This window comes from Nonomuraea sp. NPDC050783 (assembly GCF_040802095.1).
Classification (GTDB): domain Bacteria; phylum Actinomycetota; class Actinomycetes; order Streptosporangiales; family Streptosporangiaceae; genus Nonomuraea.
In genome coordinates this window covers 17,883-37,807 of sequence record NZ_JBFAHK010000025.1, presented here as the reverse complement: position 1 = coordinate 37,807, position 19,925 = coordinate 17,883, and the positions used below count along the sequence as shown (strand labels likewise).

The 19,925-nt window shown below is 69.4% G+C and carries 21 protein-coding genes; 6 read left to right on the top strand and 15 right to left on the bottom strand.

The window, feature by feature from the left end; translation table 11 throughout:
* The first annotated feature begins 39 nt into the window (after positions 1–39).
* Positions 40–579 carry a DUF2268 domain-containing putative Zn-dependent protease gene (locus tag AB0H75_RS42035; protein ID WP_367806044.1) on the top strand — a complete coding sequence of 180 codons (540 nt, stop codon included), beginning with the start codon at positions 40–42 and terminating at the stop codon, positions 577–579.
* A 197-nt stretch (positions 580–776) separates the two neighbouring features.
* On the opposite strand, the gene AB0H75_RS42030 is transcribed toward AB0H75_RS42035, so the two are convergent.
* The 4 genes from AB0H75_RS42030 to soxR all read right to left on the bottom strand — a co-directional run bounded on the left by AB0H75_RS42030 (position 777) and on the right by soxR (position 3,975).
* Positions 777–902, bottom strand: coding sequence for a hypothetical protein (locus tag AB0H75_RS42030; protein WP_367806042.1), 126 nt, complete (start codon positions 900–902; stop codon positions 777–779).
* A 219-nt stretch (positions 903–1,121) separates the two neighbouring features.
* Positions 1,122–1,958 carry a class I SAM-dependent methyltransferase gene (locus tag AB0H75_RS42025; protein WP_367806040.1) on the bottom strand — a complete coding sequence of 279 codons (837 nt, stop codon included), beginning with the start codon at positions 1,956–1,958 and terminating at the stop codon, positions 1,122–1,124.
* Positions 1,959–2,055: 97 nt separating this feature from the next.
* Complete coding sequence (locus AB0H75_RS42020; RefSeq protein ID WP_367806038.1) at positions 2,056–3,276, bottom strand: riboflavin synthase; 1,221 nt, start codon at positions 3,274–3,276, stop codon at positions 2,056–2,058.
* A 207-nt stretch (positions 3,277–3,483) separates the two neighbouring features.
* Positions 3,484–3,975: a redox-sensitive transcriptional activator SoxR gene (gene soxR, locus AB0H75_RS42015; RefSeq protein ID WP_367806036.1), complete on the bottom strand. Its 492-nt coding sequence runs from the start codon at positions 3,973–3,975 to the stop codon at positions 3,484–3,486.
* A 54-nt stretch (positions 3,976–4,029) separates the two neighbouring features.
* On the opposite strand from soxR, the gene AB0H75_RS42010 reads away from it, so the two are divergent.
* Complete coding sequence (locus AB0H75_RS42010; RefSeq protein WP_367806034.1) at positions 4,030–5,598, top strand: MFS transporter; 1,569 nt, start codon at positions 4,030–4,032, stop codon at positions 5,596–5,598.
* Between the two features lie 261 nt (positions 5,599–5,859).
* On the opposite strand, the gene AB0H75_RS42005 is transcribed toward AB0H75_RS42010, so the two are convergent.
* Positions 5,860–6,435: a TetR/AcrR family transcriptional regulator gene (locus AB0H75_RS42005; protein ID WP_367806032.1), complete on the bottom strand. Its 576-nt coding sequence runs from the start codon at positions 6,433–6,435 to the stop codon at positions 5,860–5,862.
* Positions 6,436–6,502: 67 nt separating this feature from the next.
* Between AB0H75_RS42005 and AB0H75_RS42000 the strand changes: the two genes are divergently transcribed.
* Positions 6,503–7,831 carry an alpha/beta hydrolase gene (locus tag AB0H75_RS42000; protein ID WP_367806030.1) on the top strand — a complete coding sequence of 443 codons (1,329 nt, stop codon included), beginning with the start codon at positions 6,503–6,505 and terminating at the stop codon, positions 7,829–7,831.
* Positions 7,832–7,863: 32 nt separating this feature from the next.
* On the opposite strand, the gene AB0H75_RS41995 is transcribed toward AB0H75_RS42000, so the two are convergent.
* The 3 genes from AB0H75_RS41995 to AB0H75_RS41985 form a co-directional block, all read right to left on the bottom strand.
* On the bottom strand, positions 7,864–8,718 hold the full coding sequence (locus tag AB0H75_RS41995; RefSeq protein WP_367806028.1) for a hypothetical protein: 855 nt from the start codon (positions 8,716–8,718) through the stop codon (positions 7,864–7,866).
* A 125-nt stretch (positions 8,719–8,843) separates the two neighbouring features.
* Positions 8,844–9,056, bottom strand: coding sequence for a hypothetical protein (locus AB0H75_RS41990; protein ID WP_367806026.1), 213 nt, complete (start codon positions 9,054–9,056; stop codon positions 8,844–8,846).
* A gap of 11 nt (positions 9,057–9,067) precedes the next feature.
* Positions 9,068–10,510 (bottom strand): MBOAT family protein, encoded by a 1,443-nt coding sequence (locus tag AB0H75_RS41985; protein WP_367806024.1) that lies wholly within the window; start codon positions 10,508–10,510, stop codon positions 9,068–9,070.
* A gap of 626 nt (positions 10,511–11,136) precedes the next feature.
* Between AB0H75_RS41985 and AB0H75_RS41980 the strand changes: the two genes are divergently transcribed.
* Together AB0H75_RS41980 and AB0H75_RS41975 are read left to right on the top strand one after the other, a co-directional pair.
* Entirely contained in the window at positions 11,137–11,586 is a 450-nt protein-coding gene (locus tag AB0H75_RS41980; protein WP_367806022.1) for a hypothetical protein, read from the top strand.
* 427 nt (positions 11,587–12,013) lie between these two features.
* Positions 12,014–12,502 (top strand): signal peptidase II, encoded by a 489-nt coding sequence (locus tag AB0H75_RS41975; protein WP_367806020.1) that lies wholly within the window; start codon positions 12,014–12,016, stop codon positions 12,500–12,502.
* A 182-nt stretch (positions 12,503–12,684) separates the two neighbouring features.
* On the opposite strand, the gene AB0H75_RS41970 is transcribed toward AB0H75_RS41975, so the two are convergent.
* Both AB0H75_RS41970 and AB0H75_RS41965 read right to left on the bottom strand, forming a co-directional pair.
* A complete protein-coding gene (locus AB0H75_RS41970; RefSeq protein WP_367806018.1) occupies positions 12,685–13,353 on the bottom strand; it encodes a hypothetical protein in 669 nt (222 codons plus the stop codon).
* A gap of 160 nt (positions 13,354–13,513) precedes the next feature.
* The gene (locus tag AB0H75_RS41965) at positions 13,514–14,344 is read right to left on the bottom strand and encodes a helix-turn-helix transcriptional regulator (RefSeq protein WP_367806016.1); all 831 of its coding nucleotides are present in this window, start codon (positions 14,342–14,344) and stop codon (positions 13,514–13,516) included.
* 116 nt (positions 14,345–14,460) lie between these two features.
* Here AB0H75_RS41965 and AB0H75_RS41960 point away from each other — a divergent pair, with 116 nt between their 5' ends.
* Positions 14,461–15,483, top strand: coding sequence for an NAD(P)-dependent alcohol dehydrogenase (locus AB0H75_RS41960; protein WP_367806014.1), 1,023 nt, complete (start codon positions 14,461–14,463; stop codon positions 15,481–15,483).
* Between the two features lie 367 nt (positions 15,484–15,850).
* Here AB0H75_RS41960 and AB0H75_RS41955 read toward each other — a convergent pair whose 3' ends face one another.
* The 5 genes from AB0H75_RS41955 to AB0H75_RS41935 form a co-directional block, all read right to left on the bottom strand.
* Complete coding sequence (locus AB0H75_RS41955; protein ID WP_367806012.1) at positions 15,851–16,219, bottom strand: NUDIX hydrolase; 369 nt, start codon at positions 16,217–16,219, stop codon at positions 15,851–15,853.
* Between the two features lie 499 nt (positions 16,220–16,718).
* The gene (locus AB0H75_RS41950) at positions 16,719–17,552 is read right to left on the bottom strand and encodes an alpha/beta fold hydrolase (protein ID WP_367806010.1); all 834 of its coding nucleotides are present in this window, start codon (positions 17,550–17,552) and stop codon (positions 16,719–16,721) included.
* Between the two features lie 27 nt (positions 17,553–17,579).
* Positions 17,580–18,002, bottom strand: coding sequence for a DoxX family protein (locus tag AB0H75_RS41945; protein ID WP_367806008.1), 423 nt, complete (start codon positions 18,000–18,002; stop codon positions 17,580–17,582).
* 103 nt (positions 18,003–18,105) lie between these two features.
* Positions 18,106–18,951 carry an ABC transporter permease gene (locus AB0H75_RS41940; RefSeq protein WP_367806006.1) on the bottom strand — a complete coding sequence of 282 codons (846 nt, stop codon included), beginning with the start codon at positions 18,949–18,951 and terminating at the stop codon, positions 18,106–18,108.
* Positions 18,948–19,913 carry an ATP-binding cassette domain-containing protein gene (locus AB0H75_RS41935; protein ID WP_367806004.1) on the bottom strand — a complete coding sequence of 322 codons (966 nt, stop codon included), beginning with the start codon at positions 19,911–19,913 and terminating at the stop codon, positions 18,948–18,950. The genes AB0H75_RS41940 and AB0H75_RS41935 overlap by 4 nt, the downstream gene beginning before the upstream one ends.
* Between the last annotated feature and the right edge of the window lie 12 nt (positions 19,914–19,925).

The following is a 19,925-nucleotide window of genomic DNA, read 5'->3' as shown; positions in this document are numbered from 1 at the left end:
TCGCCGTTGACGTTGTGTCAACTTCTAGCATCGGGGCCCATGTCGATCACCGTTCCTGACACCCGCTCCGCCATGCGGCGGATCCTGCTGGTGCACCAGCAGACCTCCGGGTTCCCCCTCGGCCGCGACGCGCTCGACACCCTGGAGGCGGCCGGCGCCTGGGAGCGGTTGCAGCGCCCCCTCGACCGGGCGCTCGGCGTCCTGCTGGAGGCCAAGCCGGAGATGCGGGCCCCGGACCTCACCGTGGCGCTGGTGCTCGGCGACCCGGAGGACGAGCACTTCATGGGTCCTTGTCAGGGAATGACCGCGTTCGGGGGGATCACCGGCTACATCACGATCACGTTCTGGCCCTACCCGGAGAACCTGGCGCGGCTGGAGCCCACCGCCGCGCACGAGCTCCACCACAACCTGCGCTTCGCCCCGGGCGGGGTGGTGTGGGACCCGGCGACCGTGACGGTCGGCGACCAGATCGTCGCCGAGGGCCTGGCCGACGCCTACCTGGCGGCGACCGGCCAGACGGCGGCGCAGGCCCTGCACGCCGGCAGCGCGGAGGTCATCGCCGCCACGCCGCGCGGGTGACCGGCGATCACGCCAGGTGTGCCCTCTCCATGGCTCGGCATCCGCTGCATGCGGAAGGAACAGAACGGCTCCAGTGTGGCCACGGGGCGCATGCCGAACTCATGGGGCGTGAGGAGGTTTCAGACGTTGGTCCTCGGGTCACATCGTCGTCGGCGAACCTCCGCCGGTGTTCCCCGCCAGGGCCGGATGGGCGGTCGTCACAGCTTCACGAGCTTGGCGTACGGCGCGGGAATGCGGTACTTCTCCGCGCCGAAGTCAACAAGAACGGTGACGTTCTGCTCGACGGCGATGACTCGGCCGAGGCCGTATTTGTCGTGGCTCACCTGGTCTCCTGTCACGAACTGCTCGACAGGAGGTGGAGGCACGTCGGGAACGTTGAAGGGGCTGGTAGACAGTCGTCGCCGGGCCGCGGCTTGAGTAGGCCTCATTGCTACCAGTATGCGCTCAGCCGACGACCTTTTGGAGCGAAAGCCCCCGAGTAGGGAGGCGGCATCCTGGGCCCTGTCCCGTATGCAGCAGGTCGAAGCTGGTCAGCAGCCGGATCAGGTCCGTCGCCTGGCCGGGCGGTGCGGGGCCTCGGCGGCCCTTCGTACGGCAGGGACGTCCGACGGATCGGCGCCGGCGGGAGGGGCGGCCGTGACGAGGCGGTAGCCGAGGTCGAGGGTGTCGTTGTCGAGGAGATCGCGGTGGTGCTCGTGCCAGTGTCCGGTGGTGAGATCGATCTCAAGGCGTCGCATCGCGCGCTCGACGAGACGCTGGTCGAGGTTCGCCAGGGCGGAGATGGCGGCGCGGACTCGCGGGTCGAGGTAGCGGTGCGGGCGTCGCCAGTACGCGCCCAGGAATCCATCGGTGCAGTCGGCGGCGACCGGCACGGGGACGACGCTCACCTGCGCGCCGTCGTGCCGTAACCAGGTCTGGACCAGGTCGAGGGAGGCGAGTCCGGCTTCGGCTTCGAAAATCTGCGGGAGGTACTCCTCGACCAGCCAGAATCGCGCGGTGACGGCGGGGTCCCAGGTGAGGATGATCTGCCGGGCGGACACCCGGCGCAGCTCGGCGAGTCCGGCGGCCGGGTCGGTCCAGTGGTGGACGGTGAGGATGGCCATCGCGGCGTCGAACGACTTGTCAGGGAAGGGCAGCGACTCGGCGTATCCCTGGATGACCGGCGCCGAACCGGGAGGACGCTGGCGCATCATCACCGTGGCCGGCTCCACGGCGGTGACCTGCCGATCGCGGGGCTCGTAGGAGCCGGTTCCGGCACCTACATTGATCACTGTTGTGGCGGAGCCCAGGGCTTGCTCGATCTGGGCGGCGATGCGGGGGTCGGGTCGGCGGTGGTGGGAGTAGCCGAGGCCGATCGTCTCGTACGGGTTGCCGTTCATGAAACGTCCTTCGCGGGATCGACGGGGCAGCGGCGAGCGGGCCGGCGGTAGCCCTCGAAGCAACGCGGATCGTCGTGGAGGTCACGGCCCGCCCTGATCACAGGTGCTTCCTCAGGTCGTCCACATCCAGCAGGGGCAGACCCCAGCGCAGCGCCACGACCTCTAACTCGGCGGCGTTCGCCATGGTCCCGTCGGGGTTCATGACCTCGCAGCACACGCCGACGGGAGGCAGCCCGGCGGCCGTGCACATGGCCACGGTGGCCTCGGTGTGACCGGCGCGCTCGGCGAGACCTCCAGGCCGCGCGGCGAGCGGGAAGACGTGTCCGGGCCGCAGGAAGTCGCCCGGCCTGGCCTCGGGACGGGCCAGGCGGCGTACGGTCGCGGCGCGTTCGGTCGCCGACACCCCGGTGCCCCTTCCGGCGGCCAGATCCACCGGGACGTGCGGCCGGGTGCCGTGCCGGTCACCGGGTCCGGGGATGGGCCCGATCTGCAGACGCTCGAGGACCTCGGGCGCGCACGGCACGGTCGGATGACCGCAGACCTGAGTGAGCAGGAAGGTGAACGCCTCCGGGCGCAACCGCGCCCCCGCGAACACCACATCGCCCTCGCCCTCCCGGTCGGGGTCCCAGATCACCACCGCTCCGCCGGACGCGAGCTGCGCCAGCGACTTCTGTACGCCCTGCCCGCCCGAGACCCGTCCCGCCCAGGGCAGCGCGGCGACCACCTCGGTCACCGCCTGCCCCGGGTCGGCCGGCCAGCGCTGTACCAGGCGGGTGAGCAGGTCGGGCTCCAGGTTCACGCGGTCGCCGACCGACAGCTCCGCCAGTGCGGTGGCCTGCAACGTCATGGGGATCAGCGCCACCGAGAACCGATCGCGGGCCACCTCGGCGACGGTCAGGCTGACGCCGTCCACCGCGATCTGCCCCTTCGCCACCACCAGCGGGAGGAAACGCTCAGGCGGCTTGATCCACAACCGCCGTGCGGCACCCTCGTCGGCGGTTCTCACCACCTTGCCGACGGCATCCACCGCGCCCTGGACCAGGTGACCACCCAGCGGCTCGCCCAGCGCCAACGGCGTCTCCACGTTGACCCGCGTGCCGGGCTGGATCTGGTCGAGGGTCGACCTGCGGCGGGTCTCGGCCGTGAGCCTGGCTTCCAGTACGTCCGTCTCGTCCCCGGTCCGGACGACGCTCAGCCCGACGCCGTTCAGGCAGATCGAACCCAGCGCGCTCGCGGCGGCCTTGGGCGCTCTGACCGCGATCCGCGTCTGATCGACGGCCACCACTGTGCCGACTTCATGGATGCGTCCGGTGAACATCCGACACCACCTCTCGACAGCGGCAGGACGGTCCTCGCCGCACGAAGAATCAGGGGCCGTGAGCGAGGCCCGAGAGGTGGCGGGGTGTCACCGCGTGGCCCGGAATCACACCGAGTCGTCCCGCCGCGATCAGCGGAACCGGCGGGCTGTCACCGCCGCACCTTGGAATCGCACCAATTCCCCTATATTACCCACCAGTCGTCACGATCAATGTTCCGCCGGGAAGCGGCTTTCCTCTGCCAGCCGACGGCTCAGCAGGCGGCGTGGGCCGGTGCCCTCGTCTCCGAGACGATCGTCGGGATTGCGCAGCACGCACCGATCGATGGACAGGCATCCGCAGCCGATGCAGTCGGACAACCTGTCGCGCAGGCGGGTGAGCTGCTCGATGCGGGTGTCGAGCTCGGCTCGCCATGAGGCGGACAGGCGGGCCCAGTCCTCCCTGTTCGGCGTGCGCTCCTCCGGAAGGCCGGCCAGCGCCTCGCCCACCATGCGCAGCGGAATGCCGACTCGCTGCGCCACCCGGATGAAGGCCACCCTGCGCAGGGTGTCGCGGGGGTAGCGTCGTTGGTTTCCCGCGGTCCTGCGGCTGCGGATCAGGCCTTTCTCTTCGTAAAAGTGCAAGGCGGTCACCGCGACACCGGCACGGGCGGCGAGCTGCCCGACAGTGAGCTCCTTGGCGTCAAAAGGGGGTTTCGTCATGCCTCTCAGGCTAGAGCTTGACCTCGTCCATAGTCGAGGTTTCATGCTTGCCGGGTGACGAGATCTCCTGCGGGCACCACCCCGCCCACCACCGGCCGCGCTGGGCGGCGGGAATGGATCGGGCTCGCCGTTCTGGCCCTTCCCGCCCTCCTTGCCTCCCTCGAACTGACCGTGACTCACCTGGCGCTGCCCGCCATCGGCAGAGCGCTGGCGGCCGACAGCGCTGAGCTGCTGTGGATCGTGGATGTTTATGCCTTTCTGCTCGCCGGATCGCTGATCACCATGGGTACGCTGGGCGATCGGATCGGCCGCCGACGCCTCCTGCTGATCGGCGCGGCCGCGTACGGCGTCGCATCCGTGCTCGCGGCCTACGCTCCCAGCGCGGGCGCGCTCATCGCGGTCCGCGCGTTACTCGGAATCTCCGGCGCTACGTTGATGCCGTCCGTGCTCTCCCTGACCGTCGCCATGTTCCGGGATCCGCGGCAACGCACCGTCGCCGTCGGGGCCGTCATCGCCAGCGTGTCCGCCGGCACCGCGATCGGCCCTCTCGTGGGCGGGTGGTTGCTGGAGCGTTTCTGGTGGGGGTCGGTGTTCCTGCTCGGCGTGCCGGTGATGGCGCCGATCCTGGCGCTGGGGCCGGTCCTGCTGCCCGAGCACCGCGACGCGGGGGCAGGGCGGCTGGACCCGATCAGCGCCGCGCTGTCGCTGGCCGCGGTGTTGCCGGCGGTCTACGGTCTCAAGCAGATCGCCGCCGACGGTCCCGGCGGGTTGCCCGTGCTCTCCGTCGCTCTGGGGCTGCTGCTGGCCGTCGTCTTCCTGCGCAGGCAGCGCGCGTTGCGGCACCCGCTGATCGACCTGCGACTGTTTGCGAATCGGGCGTTCAGCACCGCTGTGGCCACGCTGGCGCTCGGTATCTTCGTGTTGTGGGGGTTCAACTACGCCTTCGCCCAATATCTGCAGTTGGTGCGCGGGCTCTCGCCGCTGGAGGCCGGTCTGTGGACGGCGCCTTCGGCTGTCGGGGTGATCGTCGGATCGACGCTGGCCTCCAGAATCGTACGCTGGACAGCCCCGGGACCGGTCATCGCGACCGGACTGGCCCTGGCCGCCGTCGGCTTCGCCGTGGTCGCCCAGGCGGGCACGACCGCCGGGACAAGTACCCTGGCCCTCCTGGTCACCGGGGCCGTCATCGTGTCCGCGGGACTCGGCCCGATGATGGCGCTGGCCACCGACATGATCGTCGGTACCGCACCCCCCGAGCAGGCCGGCGCCGCCTCGGCGATCTCCTCGACCGCGCCTCAACTCGGCGGTGCACTCGGCATCGCGCTCCTCGGCAGCGCCATCACCGCGGTGTACCGAAGCGAAATGGGCTCCGCTGACGTTGCGGGCCTGCCCTCAGAGGCCGTGTCCGCCGCGAGGAAGAGCCTGGGCGGCGCCGTGACGGCCAGTCACAACCTTCCCGACCCGCCCGGGGCCGTGCTGCTCAGCACCGCCCGCGAAGCGTTCACCACAGGGTTTCAGCTGAGCGCTGTGGCCAGCGCCGCGAGCGTGGCAGGCATGGCCATCACGGTCGCGGTCATGCTGAGGCGTGGCCGGGCGGGCGCCGAGCCGACCGCCCGACGTTGAGCGGACATCCGCCTCCACCTGCGCGAAGGCACGATCCCTCATGAACTCGGAACGTCTCGACCTTGCGGTGATCATCGGCTCGAACGTGCGGTGATCATCGGCAGCGTCCGGGAGGGCCGATCCGCACCCGACGGGATGTACGACTCGCCACTGGTGCGCGCATTCGCCGCCCGGATCCGCTGGCCGTCCCGGCGGAGGGTTGTCCTGGTCGCCGGCGGTCGTGGGTGACCGATCAGGCCGGGACGAGGCGCCGGCATGAGGTCAGGCTGCCCAGCCGCGCAGCGCGGCGGGGATCGCCGAGCGGAAGGTGGCCTCGGCGGTGGCGGCGTCGAGGGCCCCGGCCAGTTCGAGCGTCACCAGACCGTGCAGGGTCACCCAGAGGGAGAGCGCGATCGAGGTCGTGTCGCCCGAGAGTGCGGAGGCCGATCGAGCGCGGTCTATCGCCTCGATGAGCGGCCTGACGGGATCCGCGGCGCCCACTTCGCCGGACGGGTCGAAGCTCTGCACGCCGCCGAACAACACCGTGTAGAGGTGGCGGTGCTCGCGCCCCCATCGCCGGTACGCGACTGCGAGCGCACAGAGGTCGGCGAGGGGGTCATCGGAGGTCGGCGTCGCCGACAATTCCCGGGACAGCCCGGCGACCGCTCTGTTGCGTACTTCGGCGATCAGCCCGTCCTTGCCGTCGAACAGCGAGTAGACCGCGGCGGTCGCGACCCCGGCCGCGGCGGCCAGGGCGCGGATGGTGATCGACTCTCGTGGGCGGGTGGCGAACATCTCGGTCGCGGACTCGATGAGGCGGTCCTTGACGCTGTCGTCGTTCGTTCTCGGCCTTCCCACGCCGACCAGCCTAGCCGATCTGGTAGCGTTTCCAAACGTCGTTTTGAAACAGCGTTTGGAAACTCGTATGTCTCTTCCCGTTCCCCTCCGCCTCCTCGGCCGTCTCGTCCTGGCCCTGCTCGCCGTCGTGGGGCTGGCCGGGCTGTTCCTCGCCCTGGTCGTTCTGACGGACGGCGCGCGCTCCGGGCTCGCCGCCTGGCTGAGCGCCCTCGCCGTCGGCGTCATCGCCGCACTGTGGCGAGGCCGGGGCCGTGCCTGGCGGGGCCGGCTGTGGCCCTTCGTCCCGGTGGTCGCCGCCGCCGCGCTCACCGCGTCGGTGTGCGTCCCCACCGTTCCCACCACCCGGCAGTACCCGCCCGACCTGCCCTTCGTCGCGACGAAACGGTGGAGCCTGAGCACGGGAAGCCGGGTCGCCGTCTATCACTATCCCCCCGCCGCCGGCGCCCCCCGCCGTCCCACGCCGCTCGTCTACCTTCATGGCGGGCCCGTCCGCTCCATCTCCGTGCTCGACCACCGGTTCCTGCGGCTCCTGGCCGGACAGGGCTACGACGTGTACGCCTACGAGCACCCCGGCGGCGGGCGGAGTGACCTGCTGCCCATGGAGCAGTACACGATTTCCAGGTCCGTACGCGACCTCGCCGCCTTCATCGACCGCCTGAACAAGGGCCCGGCCGACGTCCTCGGATTCTCCGCGGGCGCGATCGTGCTCACCCGGACCCTGGCCGACCCGGACACCGCCGCCCGCGTACATCGGGCGATCATCGCCGAACCCGGCCCCATGGACGGCCCCACCGCCCTCACCAGCGGGCAACCGGGCAGACCGTCCGCGCGGGGCCTCGCCCCGGCCCCCACCGGAGCGCGGGCGACGCACGTCCCCCGGTACGCCGTCGCGCTCGGCCTCATCCAGCTCGGGCTCCTGCCGCCCGACACCGGCCTGATCACGCAGGCCGAAGGCGTCAACGCCTTCAAGGCCGCCGATCTCGGCAGCGACACCGCCTCCGCCTACTGCGCGCGCGACGCCGGCCGCATCCCCACCGAGGACACCGCGGAGAACTTCTCCTTCAACGCCGCCGCCAGCCTGCGGATCCAGCAGACGATCAAAGACTCGCCCTCCATCGCCCCCGGGCTGAGCCGCTCCCGGACCCCCGCCATGCTGATGATCGCCGAATGCTCCTCACAGACCCGCCAATGGCAGACCGGCATCCTCGCCGCCGACCCCGCCATCGAGCGGACCCAATACATGCCCGGCGTCGGGCACCGCATGTGGAACGGCCTCGACGACAACAACGAGCGCGCCGCCGCCGTCATCACAGCGTTCCTCCAGAGCGAGCCGTCGCCCCTGCCCGACTACCCGACCCGCACCGGCATCCCCGCTTTCCTCCGCGACCACAGGTAAGGCTTGCGGAGCGTCGGTCACGTCGGTCGTTTTCAGAGCGCCCGGTCGAGGGCGGCGAGCACGGCGTCGTCCAGCATCTCGGCGTGCCCGCCGACGAGATAGCGCTCCACGATCTCGAAGACCACCATCTCACTCCGGGCCACCCTTTCCGCGATGTCGTCCGGCCCCGCCTTGGCGGGCGCGTCACTGCGTAAGTAGGTGACATCGGCGAAATACGGCAGTACCCAAGGCAGCGAGTTGCGCGTGAACGAGTCGCCGATGAGCAGGGTCTGGGGCCGGTAGAGCGGCGCCCGGTCGGAGGCGTTGGCGGTATGGAAGGACAGGGGCAGTTCGTGTTCGTCCTGCCGGACCAGCCGCACGCCGTCCCGGACCAGTCGCCACCGGTCGATGGTCTCCTCGACGGGTACGCCCAGCAGCCCGCCCAGGTCGCCGTTTCGCGGCCCCTGCCCGGCCCTGACCAACCGGGTGTCCCGGGACAGGCCGGGCTGGAGAGCCCGGGCCAGCTCCGTGCCGTACAGGCCGGCGGAGTGCTCGGTCCAGTGACTGTCGGTCCGCCAGTAGGCCGGCGTGCCGGACTCTCGCTGCGCCCGCTCCAGCCGGTCCCGAAGATCTATGTAGCCGGGCGGACTCGCCGCCCGCAGCGCGGTCCAGAACTCCTCCTTGCGCTGCCGGAGGCAGGTCTGACCGGGGAAACGTTCCGGCAGTCGGTCCGGGTGGACCGTGGTCTTGTCGGGGGCCACGGTGAACAGGAACCGCCTGCCGGACCCTCGCACGATCTCCGCCAGGCGGCGTACGCGTCGCAGGGTCTCGGTGACGGACCAGCGCGGCCGGCACGCCTCGGTGACGTCGTCACCGAAGTAGAGCCAGCCGGCACGCCCCTCGATCACCCGGGGATAGCCCGGGGGGCCCGCCCTGCCGTACGACGGCGCCTCCTTGAACAGGAGGTCCGACAGGGCGGCGTTGCCGCGGACGGCGTACTGCCGCAGCGGCAGGTGAGCCGATGCCCACGCCTCTATGTCCGGTATGACCTTCCAGCCGCGCGCGACAGTGCCGGGAACTCCGGCAACCGGCGGTTCTCGATCTCCACCGCCCGGGCGCCCGCGGCGAAGGCCGACGCGGGCCCGCAGAAGAACAGCGCCGCCGCGAGCATGGTCATCGCTCGCCGCGCCGGCGAGCGGCGGCCCCCGGCTGCGCGTGGTGCCGGTCCGGTCCGCACGATGGTCATCGGTGTCCTCATCAGAACTGGTAGTACAGGAACGGACTGAACGTGCCGGCAGCGACCAGTACCGCCGCGTAGGGGGCGGCCACCCACGTCACCGCGGCGCGTGCCAGCCGCACCGCCGCGGGCCCTTGGTCCGCTTGGATCAGCGGGCCGAGCGCGGGCGACGAGGCGGGCAGCGCCACCACGACCAGTGCCAGCGCAAAGATGATCATTCGTTGGTGGCCGGCGGCGAAGGCGGCGAACTCATCGAGTTCGCCCGGCTGCCAGATGACCATCGCGTGCAGCATGCCCCATGCCCCGGTCATGCTCTCCGCACGGAAGAACACCCAGCCGACGACGACCAGCAGGAGCGTCATCCCGCGACGCAGCGCCAGGGCCCAGGCGGTGCCTGGCGGGCGATCCCAGCCGAGCAGCCGTTCGGCCACCAGCAGGGCGCCGTGGTACAGGCCCCACACCAGGAAGGTCCAGTCGGCGCCGTGCCAGAAGCCGCAGAGCACGAAGATGATCAGTAGGTTGCGGTAGGTCTTCGCCGCACCGCCGCGATTGCCACCGAGCGGGAGGTAGACGTAGTCACGGAACCAACGAGACAGCGACACGTGCCAGCGCCGCCAGAAGTCGGTGACGGAGTACGCCGAGTACGGCCGGTCGAAGTTCTCCGGAAGCCGGAACCCGAACATCAGGCCCAGGCCGACGGCCATGTCCGAGTAGCCGGAGAAGTCGAAGTAGATCTGCAACGCGTAGGCCGACGCCCCCAGCCACGCCGTCGCAGTGGTGATCGGGCCGCCGGCGTGCGCGAACGCGGCGTCCACGACGGATGCGAGCGAGTCGGCGACGATCACCTTCTTGGCCAGGCCCAGGGCGAAGCGGGGGAAGCCCGCGGCGAGGTCACCGAGACGGTCCCGGCGGGTGTCGCCGAGCTGCCCGGCGATCTCGTGGTAACGGACGATCGGCCCGGCGATGAGCTGGGGGAACATCGCGATGTAGGTGACGAACCGGACGAAGCTTCGCTGGGCAGGCGTGCTGCCGCGATAGACGTCCACCACGTACGACAGGTGGTGAAAGGTGAAGAACGATATCCCGATCGGCAGCGCCAGGCTCACGATCGGGCTGTCGCCCAGTCCCAGCGCGCCCGTCAGGGCGTCGATCTGCTCGGTGGCGAAGCCGGCGTACTTCCACACCGCGAGCATCGCCAGATTCCACCCTGCGGTCGCCAGCAGCACACCGCGGCGCGCCCGGGGCCGATCCCGCAGCCGCGTCGAGCCCAGAACAAGGCCCGCCCCGTAGTTGACGGCGATGGCCGACAGCAGCTGCGGGGTGTGCGGCCCGGCACCCCAGGTGTAGAAGAGCAGGCTGGCCGCAGCGACGACCGCGTTGCGATGACGCCGCGGGAGCGCCCAGTAGGCCAGCAGTGTGGCCGGCATGAAAAACCACAGGAACAAGGGGGAGGCGAACGACATCGAGGTCCAGCCGATCTGTCGATTGACGGCTCTCGTCCCGACGCTCGTCAATCTCTGACGCGCCGTCGGAGATGCATCCCGTCGAGTAGTCGCTGCCGTACCCCGGCGAGTTCGTCCGCGGTGGCCGGGGGGACGGTCTGCCACATGGCCTTGAGTGCGTCCACGGTCATTCTCCTTGTCTGCTGAGGGCTTGACGGATCTGGAGACGGGCTCGGCCGGGTCGCGAGGCGACGGTCCCCGGCGGGATGGCCGGCGCGTCGCGATCGGCCTGGTCACGTAGCGGTGCAGGAGCGGCGCATGATGCGTGCGGGCCTTTCCTGGCGTATGTGGTCGCCTGTACTTACCGCGCCAGGCCGGCATTCTTCATGGCGCCGACCAGCATGGGCATGCGCCTACTACACAGATCGGGCGGGTGGCTCGCTCACAGCTTCTGCGCCGGACCGTCCAGGAGCCCGGCCGTGGTGAGGCTGGTGGCACTTATGTGGCCAGGGAGACAGCGACCTCTCGCTCGAATGCGCCCAGTAGTTGAACGGATACTCGTGGAGACACGTCGAGGCGAGTGCCGGCTCGTTCGGCGACCTCGTCCCAGCAGGGCGGAACGTCCCCCCATCCGGAAGGTGCCAGGTATGACCACACCCAACACCGCGTCCCCCCAGCAGGGAACCTCGAAAGTATGGCTCCAGACAGGCCCGCTCGCCTTCGCCCATTCCCTCAAGGGCGCCGACCGCGTTCACGAGAAGGTCTCCGAAGTCCCGGACCTGCAGATCCCCTTCCCCGGCGTGTGGGAGGTCTCCTATCACGCCCTCCACGCGCTGGCTGTGGTGTCGCCGCATCTGTATGTCCACACAGCACTGTTCATCAACGGCGTGCTCATTCCCGGCAGCGAGGCTCACAGCGGCCTCGCCGGCGTGAATGCAACACTGCGCGCCACCGGCGGGCAGACGCTCTTGCAGACCTTCGCCGCCGGAGACGTCGTGACGCTTCACGCCTACCGCAACGGGACCGGCGAAGCCGTCATCGAAAGCGGAGGCGATGGGCGCACCGGAGTCATGGCGCACTGGGTGAGCGCGGTCTGAGCACCGGCGCCCGCGGGTGAAACGGCGGGGACCGTACGGCTCAACGTCGAACGATCCCCGCCGCCGGAAGTGGAGTGGGGGCGCCGGGCTCTTTCCGACATCCGACCGAACCCGGCGGCGGGCACTGCCGCCGCCCATCGCTGTCGCCTACGGCAACGTTCCCCTGATCGATCACATTGTGGCGGGAGCTCATCAGCCACGACAGCGACCGCTCGACGATCCACCGCCGGGCCCAGTCCGCCAGCGTCCCGGCATAGGCGTTGTCACCCCAGCCCAAGCTGAGCTGCGGATGCAGCATCCGCATCCGCGCGATCGGCCTGCCGCGCCACCGTGGCCTCCTCACCCTCGTACGGTCCTTAGTAGTCTCAGGGAAAGGTCGGTCGGACGGGCGGCACGGAGGTCATGAATGGCGCGGTCGGAGCGGGGCTTGAGCCGGTTGTACGGCATGATGCTCGTGCTGGCAGCGGCGGTCCTTGTCGTGGACCAGCTCACCAAGCTCTGGGCGGTCTCCGCGCTGTCCGACGGCGAGCGCGTCGCCGTGATCCCCCCTCTGATCCACTTCCGGCTGCTGTACAACGCCGGCGCCGCGTTCTCGATGGGCGCCGGCGCGACCTGGGTGTTCGCCCTGGTGGCGGCAGCCGCGGTGGCCGGCATCCTCTACGCCGCGCGCCGGCTGGCCTCACCCGGCTGGGCGCTCGTGCTGGGCGCGCTGCTCGGCGGGGCGCTGTCCCACCTGGGCGATCGGCTCTTCCGCGAGCCCGGCTTCGCCCGTGGGCACGTCGTGGACTTCATCGATTACGGCTTGTTCGTGGGCAACGTCGCCGACATCGCACTCACCTGCGGATGCGTGGCGATGATATTGATCAGCCTGCGCGGTGTGCCGCTCGCCAAGGTGCCGGGCGAGAAGTCCGCCTAGCAGTACTTTGCCAGTTCGTCCCAATCCGGGAAGGTCGGGTGGCGTCGGTGACGCTGCTGCGTCATCTGCTCCAACGCCTGTGGCATCACCGGCGCCACCCACGCCGTGCAGGTGCCCGCCGCCCGACCGGACCTGGAACCGCGCGTCCTGTTCGGCGCCTCACCCGCCTGATGGCGATGAACTCAAAGAGGGGTGTCAGCGAGCTTCTTCGCCATCTTCCTGGCCTCGGCTCCTCCGTACTCCGCCTCCCGCCACTCCGGAGGATCGTCCGGCAAGTCACCGTCGTTCGGAAGGGCGTAGATGGCCACGGTCCTGCCTTTTCGCATGACGGTTGCTCCATCCATTGAGGCGACTTCAACCATATTCACCATGAACGCCTCGTCCCCGATGCGCGTGTCCTTCACCCGGTAGGTGAAGTGGTAGCGGTTTCGCCTGGCGCATCGACGCAGATCCGAACGCAGGCCCTTCACGGCCGCGCGTGCAGCCGTCTCGTTCCGATAGACGATCACCTGTTCGGAGTAATCACCGTCCCACAGAACCGAACGCCCCGTGATGGTACGTGCGGCCTGGCGGCTCTTGTCGGCCTGCTTCCCCGTGGCACAAGGGTCGATCAGCAGCGGCTCCCCCAGGCGGTCACTGGCCTTCCACCGCATGCGTGTGCGGACGACCTTCTTCTCCAGCCTCTTCCGCGCCGCCCTGCTCTCATACAGCAGGAAACCCTTGGGGATGGCCGTCCCCACGGCCGCGCCCACAGCCACGCTCGCCGCAGCCGGCGTCTGGTTCTCCGGGTGTGCAGGCGTGGCCAAACCGATCACGGTCGTCAAGGCGATCACGGCGGTCGGCAGCGCCACGGCCTTACGAGCCGGGCCAGGCCACCCTTGACTTCCCCGCCGGGCACCCACTGACGTTCCTCCTGATGATGACATCACTCGGTTAGGTGAGATGCCGAAGCCCCCTGATGTGTTCACCACGTGCAAGGCCGGAACCGGCCACCGGGCCCACGTCCTTGGTTCAGACCCACAGCAGCCGCAGCGCGGCCTGGGATGAGCTTCCCTCCGCGGCGCTGAAGATGAGCAGGCGATGGTCGGGCTCGTCGGCCGGCACCAGTGTCTCCAGCTCCAGATCCAGCTCGCCGATCTCGGGATGCTGAAGGTGACGAGGTCCAGAGGCGTGTTCGGCGACCGGGTGTGCGGACCACAGCGCGGCGAACTCCTCGCTCTTGATGATCAGTTCTCCGGTCAGGGCGGCCAGTTCGGTGTCGTCGGGATGCCGGCTGACGGTGAGTCTCAGCGATGCGACGGCACAGGATGCCGAGGTGTCCCAGTGGGGGTAGAGGTCGCGATGGTGGGCATCCAGGAACAGCATCCTGGTCAGGTTGGGGCGCCGTTCAACGCGATCGGGCGCGTCCTGGTCGAGGTGCCCGGCCAGGAGCCGGTGGCCCGGAGGATTCCAGGCCAGCACCTCGGTGCGCGGTCCGGTCATGACGGCGGGCCACTGCAGGGAGTCGATGAGTTGCCGAGTGGCGCGGCGTACGGTCGCGGGTGTGGGGGTGTGCGGGCGTGGCGTTCTAGGTCTGGCGAGATTGTGCAGGTAGATGCGCTCGTCGTCGCTGAGCTCCAGCGCCCGGGCGAGCGCCTCGATGACCGATTCCGATGCGCGGTGGCTTTGGCCCTGCTCCAGTCGTGTGTAGTAGGTGACGCTCACTCCCGCGAGCTGGGCCAGCTCCTCACGGCGCAGCCCGGGCACCCGGCGCTCGCCATATGAGGCGATGCCTACGTCCTGCGGTTTGAGCCTGCCGCGCCGGAGGCGCAGAAACTCCCCGAGCGTCGTGGTGTCTGCCATGTTCTTATAGTGCCCCGCAGGCCACCCTGCTGCCTGACCCTGCCGGTGCCAGGCAGCCGCTGGCCACCCACGCCCGGGTCTGGAAGCAACCGCGCGCGGTGGCGAACCTGGACGCCATGAAGCAATGGACGATGAAGACGACCGGCCGGGCCGACCTGGAGCTCACCGAGGCCCCCATCCCGGATCCCGCGCCCGGCGAGATCCTGGTCAGGGTTTCGTCGGTCGCGCTCAACTACCGCGACAGGCTCGCCATCGACGAGGGCCTGACCATGACCTTCCCCGACAACGGCCCGTTCGTGCCCGGCTCCGACCTGGCGGGCGAGGTCGTCGCCGTGGGGGCAGGAACCGACCGCTTCGCGCCCGGGGATCGCGTCATCTCCGTCTGCCTGCCAGGCTGGCTCGACGGGCCGGGCCCGGGCAATGCCCGGATGGGCGGCCCGGAGGCTCTCGGGAGCGGTTACTACCCCGGGGTCTTGTCCGAGTACGTCGCCCTCGACCAGGAGTGGGCCGTACAGGCACCCGCCGGCCTCAGCGACGCCGAGGCGAGCACGCTGCCGATGGCCGGCCTGTCGGCCTGGACCGCCCTGGTGGAGCAGGGGCGAGTGCACGCGGGCCAGACGGTGGTCGTGCTGGGCACGGGCGGGGTCGCCCTGTTCGGCCTGCAGATCGCCGCAGCGCACGGCGCCGAGGTCATCGTGGTCTCCGGCGACGACGCCAAACTCGCCCGCGCCAAGGACCTGGGTGCCACCCATCAGATCAACAGGACGACCCGGGACTGGGTCGAGGCCGTCTACACAGCCACTCACGACCGCGGGGCCGACCACATCCTGGAGACCATCGGCGCGCACCACCTCGCCCGCTCGATCGAGGCGGCAGCGGTCGGCGGCCACATCTCGCTCATCGGCGTTCTCGGGGGATACGAGATCTCCGGCCCTGTCGCCCATCTGGCCCGCAAGAAGCTCCGCATCGACGGCCTGCAGGTCGGCCACCGGCGGGCGCTGGAGGACCTCGTCCGCGCCGCCGACCACATCGCCCTGCACCCTGTGATCGCGGCTGAATACGCCCTGCACGACCTCTCCTCCGCCCTCGACCACCTCGAACGCGGCGCCTTCGGCAAGGTCGTGATCACCATCACCTGACCCCCCGACCTCCGCGCATCCGCCTGTATCCGGCCCCGCACTGGTGGGTGAACGCCGCCACCACTTCACTCAGCGTCACCAGAGCCGTGCACCGTCGCTGGGAGACGGCTCTCGTTTTCCTCGACGCTTCAGACCCGGATGGCACGCTTCGTTCGTATTCCGGTCTCACCCTTATGAAGAGGCGGACCGCCTGATGACCGAGGCCGCCGGTGAAGATCCGGCCCTGGTGTCCGGTCGCCGCCCGCCGTCGCAGCGGAACAGCACATCGATCACGAGGCAAAGAGCGCCCTGACCTGTGGCGCCTCACATTGGATGAGAGACCGCCATCGCGGTGAAGCTGCCTCACTGACGTTCTGGGACCGCGCGTTCAGGGCCGCCTGGCCCTGGACAGCTTCCCCAGATAGGCGTCCAGCGGCTGGACGCGGGCGGTGAGGGGCTGGATGCCGTCCCACCAGCAGATCGCGCTGATCTCCTCGTCGGGGGTGAAGTCCGGGTGCGCGCCGACGTGCGCGGTGTAGAGGGCCGCGTACTCGACGCGCCGCCCCGGGCCGAGGACGAAGCGTGCATGTCCGGCGAACACGAGGCTGGTGACATCCAGGCCGGTCTCTTCCCGCAGCTCTCGCATGGCCGCTTGGCGTGGTGTCTCGCCTGGGTCGACCATGCCGCCGGGCAGTTCCCAGCACTGGCGTAGGTGATGGAAGGCCAGCAGCAGCCGCTCGTCGTTCCACACCGCCACCAGCGCCAGTGGCGTGGGCCGTCCTCGAAGCGCGTCTCCTCCGCGACCGCATGGAAACTGGTCAGAAGGTTTCCGGCTTCATCGGCGGCGAGAACATCGCCCATCTCTCGTCCTCCCTGCACTCAGCGCCGGTCACCGCCCGGGAACGGTGACCGCATGCGACCACAGCCCGGAATCACTGGCCCTACCGAGGTGCCTGGTCATGTGCTGCGCAGGGCTTCGGTGGGCGGTACTGAGGCGGCCCGGAGTGCGGGGTACGACCGACGACGGAGCCGATGAGCCGCGAGTAGGCCAGGTCGAGTCCCACTGAAGCCCAGGTCAGTACGACGGCCCGACCTTGCGTGACGAAGACGTTGGTGACGAGCACGCCCAGGATCAGGCCTGTGATGCCGCCGACGACATCAACCTCGACACCACCTGTCCGCCCCGTGTCCCTGGCGCGACGAAGATCTGCTTGCGCGGTGCCTAATCGGTCTTCCCGCAACACCTCGCGGGCCCCTCAGCGTTCGCTGCTGAAGAACCGTAGCAACAGCGGGCCGACGGTCTGTGGGTCGACGACGTGATCCGGCACCTCAAGGGTCTCCCGTTGAGCGTGGGGTAGGAGGTCTGCGAGCTCGTCGGCCGCGCGGTCGAAGAAGTCCGAGGGCAGGCCTGCCATGTAGGGGACCGTGATCGGTCCTCCGGTGGTGACCAGGACCGGTTGGGTGACCGTTGCCAGTCGATCGGCCGGCAATTGGTAGCGGTTGAGGAAGACGCTGTCGTGGACCAGCGTGGGCGCGAGGGCGACCGAATCCGCCCAATGCGCCGTCTGCTTGCCTGCCGCTTTCCTGGCCGCGATGTTGTCGTCGGAGGCGCCGGTCACGCGCATGAACAGTTCGAGAACCTCCTCGTCTCGCCCGGCGTCGAAGGCGCGTCGGGTGTCCGCGATGTACTCCTCGAATCGCGGGCGTATGTCGTCCCCGACCGCATAGGGCACCTCCCACACGGCGATCGTGTCGATGGCTGACCCGGCCGCGGCGGCTTCCAGCGCCAGCGCGCCACCAGAGGACGCCCCGAACAGGTGTGCCGAGCCGCCCGCCTCAGCGATCAACGCATCCAGGTCCTCGATCTCCCTTTCCACGGCGTAGGGCTCGGTGAAGCCGCTCGCGCCGCGTCCCCGACGGGCATAGTTGTAAACCGTGAAGTGCTCGGCGAGAGCAGGTACCAAGGGAGCGTTCTCGGCTCCGTCGTCCAGTCCGCCGCCTACCAGGACGACAGCCGGGCCGCTTCCCTTCCGGTCGTAGGCGATGGTGGTGCCATCGTTTGATGTCACGCGAAAGGCCATCTCGTTCATCTCACATCTCCGTTCGAGAGGTTTGTCTCAGCGCCTGAGCAGCGTGCCGACGACGGCCTCGGTGCGCGACCACCGCGCCCTTGCGATCACGGCCGCCACGACGACAAGGGCGAGCGGCAGCCAAGGGCTCTGCTCGAGCACGAACTGATCGGTGATGACAGCACCGGTCAGCAATGCCGCCAACCCGAGACTGGCCAGGCCCGCCAGAGCCGGGATCAGAAGTCCAACCCCTCCCGCGACCTCCAGCGCTCCGACCAGGTACCGGAGCCACTGGCCAGCCCCGATGTCGGCGAACATGTCCACCATGACCGGGTCGCCGGCGAGCTTCGAGATTCCGCCGCCGCCGATTATCGCCGCCAGCACGACTTGCAGAATCCAGACCCCGATGCTGCTCGCCCGCCCGGGCGTGTGCGCAACGGTTTCCGAGTTGTTCTTGGGGATGGTGCTCATGCGGCTCTCCTTGTCGTGTCCGGGCCTGGTACCGGTGATGGCGTTGGCCGAGTGGGCCGGGTTGTCGGAGTTGATGTCGACCAAGTGCTCGCGGTAGCGGCATCTACTTCTTGTTGCGGTAGAGGACCATGGTGATGGGACCGAAGACCGCGACGAGAAGTACGGACGAGACGAGAACCCAGCCGATTTCCCCGGCGGGCACCGAGCCGTCCATCAGGCCGCGTACCACGGTCGCCAGGTGGGTGATCGGGTTGACCTCGACGACCGCCTGCATCCACCCGGGCATCGTCTTCGGGTCCACGAAGATGTTGCTCACGAACGTCAGCGGGAACATCACCATCATGCTGATCCCCGCCACCGAGTTCGGCGTGCGCAGGATCAGGCTGAGCATCGTCCACAGCCACGACAGGCAGAACGAGAACACCAGCAGCAGCACCACCGAGAGCACCACGCCGACGGCGCCACCCTCCGGCCGGAACCCTAGGACCAGTCCGAGCGTGATCACGATCGCCGACCCGATCGAGTAGCGCATCACATCGCCGAGCAGGGCGCCGACCAGCGGCGACGGTCGCCACACCGGAAGTGACCTGAACCTGTCGAACACCCCCTTCTGGATGTCGGTGTTCAGCGTTATGCCGGTGTTCATGGTGATCATGACGTTCGCCTGCACCAGGATGCCGGGCAACAGGAACTGCAGGTATTCCTGTGTCGACCCGGCGAGCGCGCCGCCGAACAGGTAGGTGAACATCAGCGTGAACATGATCGGGAAGATGGTCACGTCAACGAGCTGCTCGGGCACGTGTTTGATCTTCAGCAAAGCGCGCCAGCCGAATGTCAACGAGGTGAGCACCGGGCCGGGGCTGGACGGCCGCTCGCCGGCCAACAGCACACTGCGCAGCGCGTCCTCGGTGACCGGCGCCGACGCCTGCTCGGCGGACGTGGCATTCATGCGGCATCCTCATGGGGTGTCTCCTCGGCGGCGTGTCCGGTCAGGGCGAGGAACACCTCGTCCAGGCTCGGCTGACCGAGCGCGAACTCGGTGACGTCAATGCCGCTGCGGGACAGCTCGGCCAGGGACCGGGCGACCCGCTCGGGGTTGGAGATCCTTGCGGACAGCGCGGCCGGGTCAACGGACGGCTCGGCCGGCACCTCGAGGACGCCGGCGAGGACCCGCTCGGCCTCGGCCCGCTGCTCGGGCGCACGTAGCCGTACGTGCAGCGAGCCGGCACCGACCGATGCCTTGAGCTCGCCACTCGAGCCCTCGGCGATCACCTTCCCGTGGTCGATCACCGCGATGCGGTCGGCCAGCTGGTCGGCCTCGTCGAGGTACTGCGTGGTCAGCAACACGGTGGTGCCTTCGGCGACCATGCCCCTGACGATCTCCCAGACCTGGTTCCTGCTGCGCGGGTCGAGCCCGGTCGTGGGCTCGTCGAGGAAGATCAGTTCCGGGGGGACGACCAGGCTCGCCGCGATGTCGATGCGCCGGCGCATCCCGCCGGAGTACTTCTTCACCTGCCGGTCGGCCGCCTCGGCAAGACCGAACGCGTCGAGCAGGTCGGCCGCCCGCTCCCTGCCTCGGCGGCGCGAGTAGCCGAGCAGCCTGGCGAGCAGCAACAGGTTCTCCACACCGGTGAGATCCTCATCGACCGACGCGAACTGCCCGGTGAGGCCCACCCTGCTCCGCACCGCCCGGGCGTCACGCACGACGTCGTAGCCGAGCACCCGCGCCTCCCCGGCGTCCGGGCGCAACAGCGTGGCCAGCATCCGGATCGTCGTGGTCTTGCCCGCCCCGTTCGGACCGAGCACGCCGTACACGCCCCCGGCGCTCACGGCCAGGTCCACACCGGCGACCGCGTGGGTCTTGCCGAAGCTCTTCTTCAACCCTCTCGTCTCGATCGCGAGCTTTCCCATGGGTTCGATTCC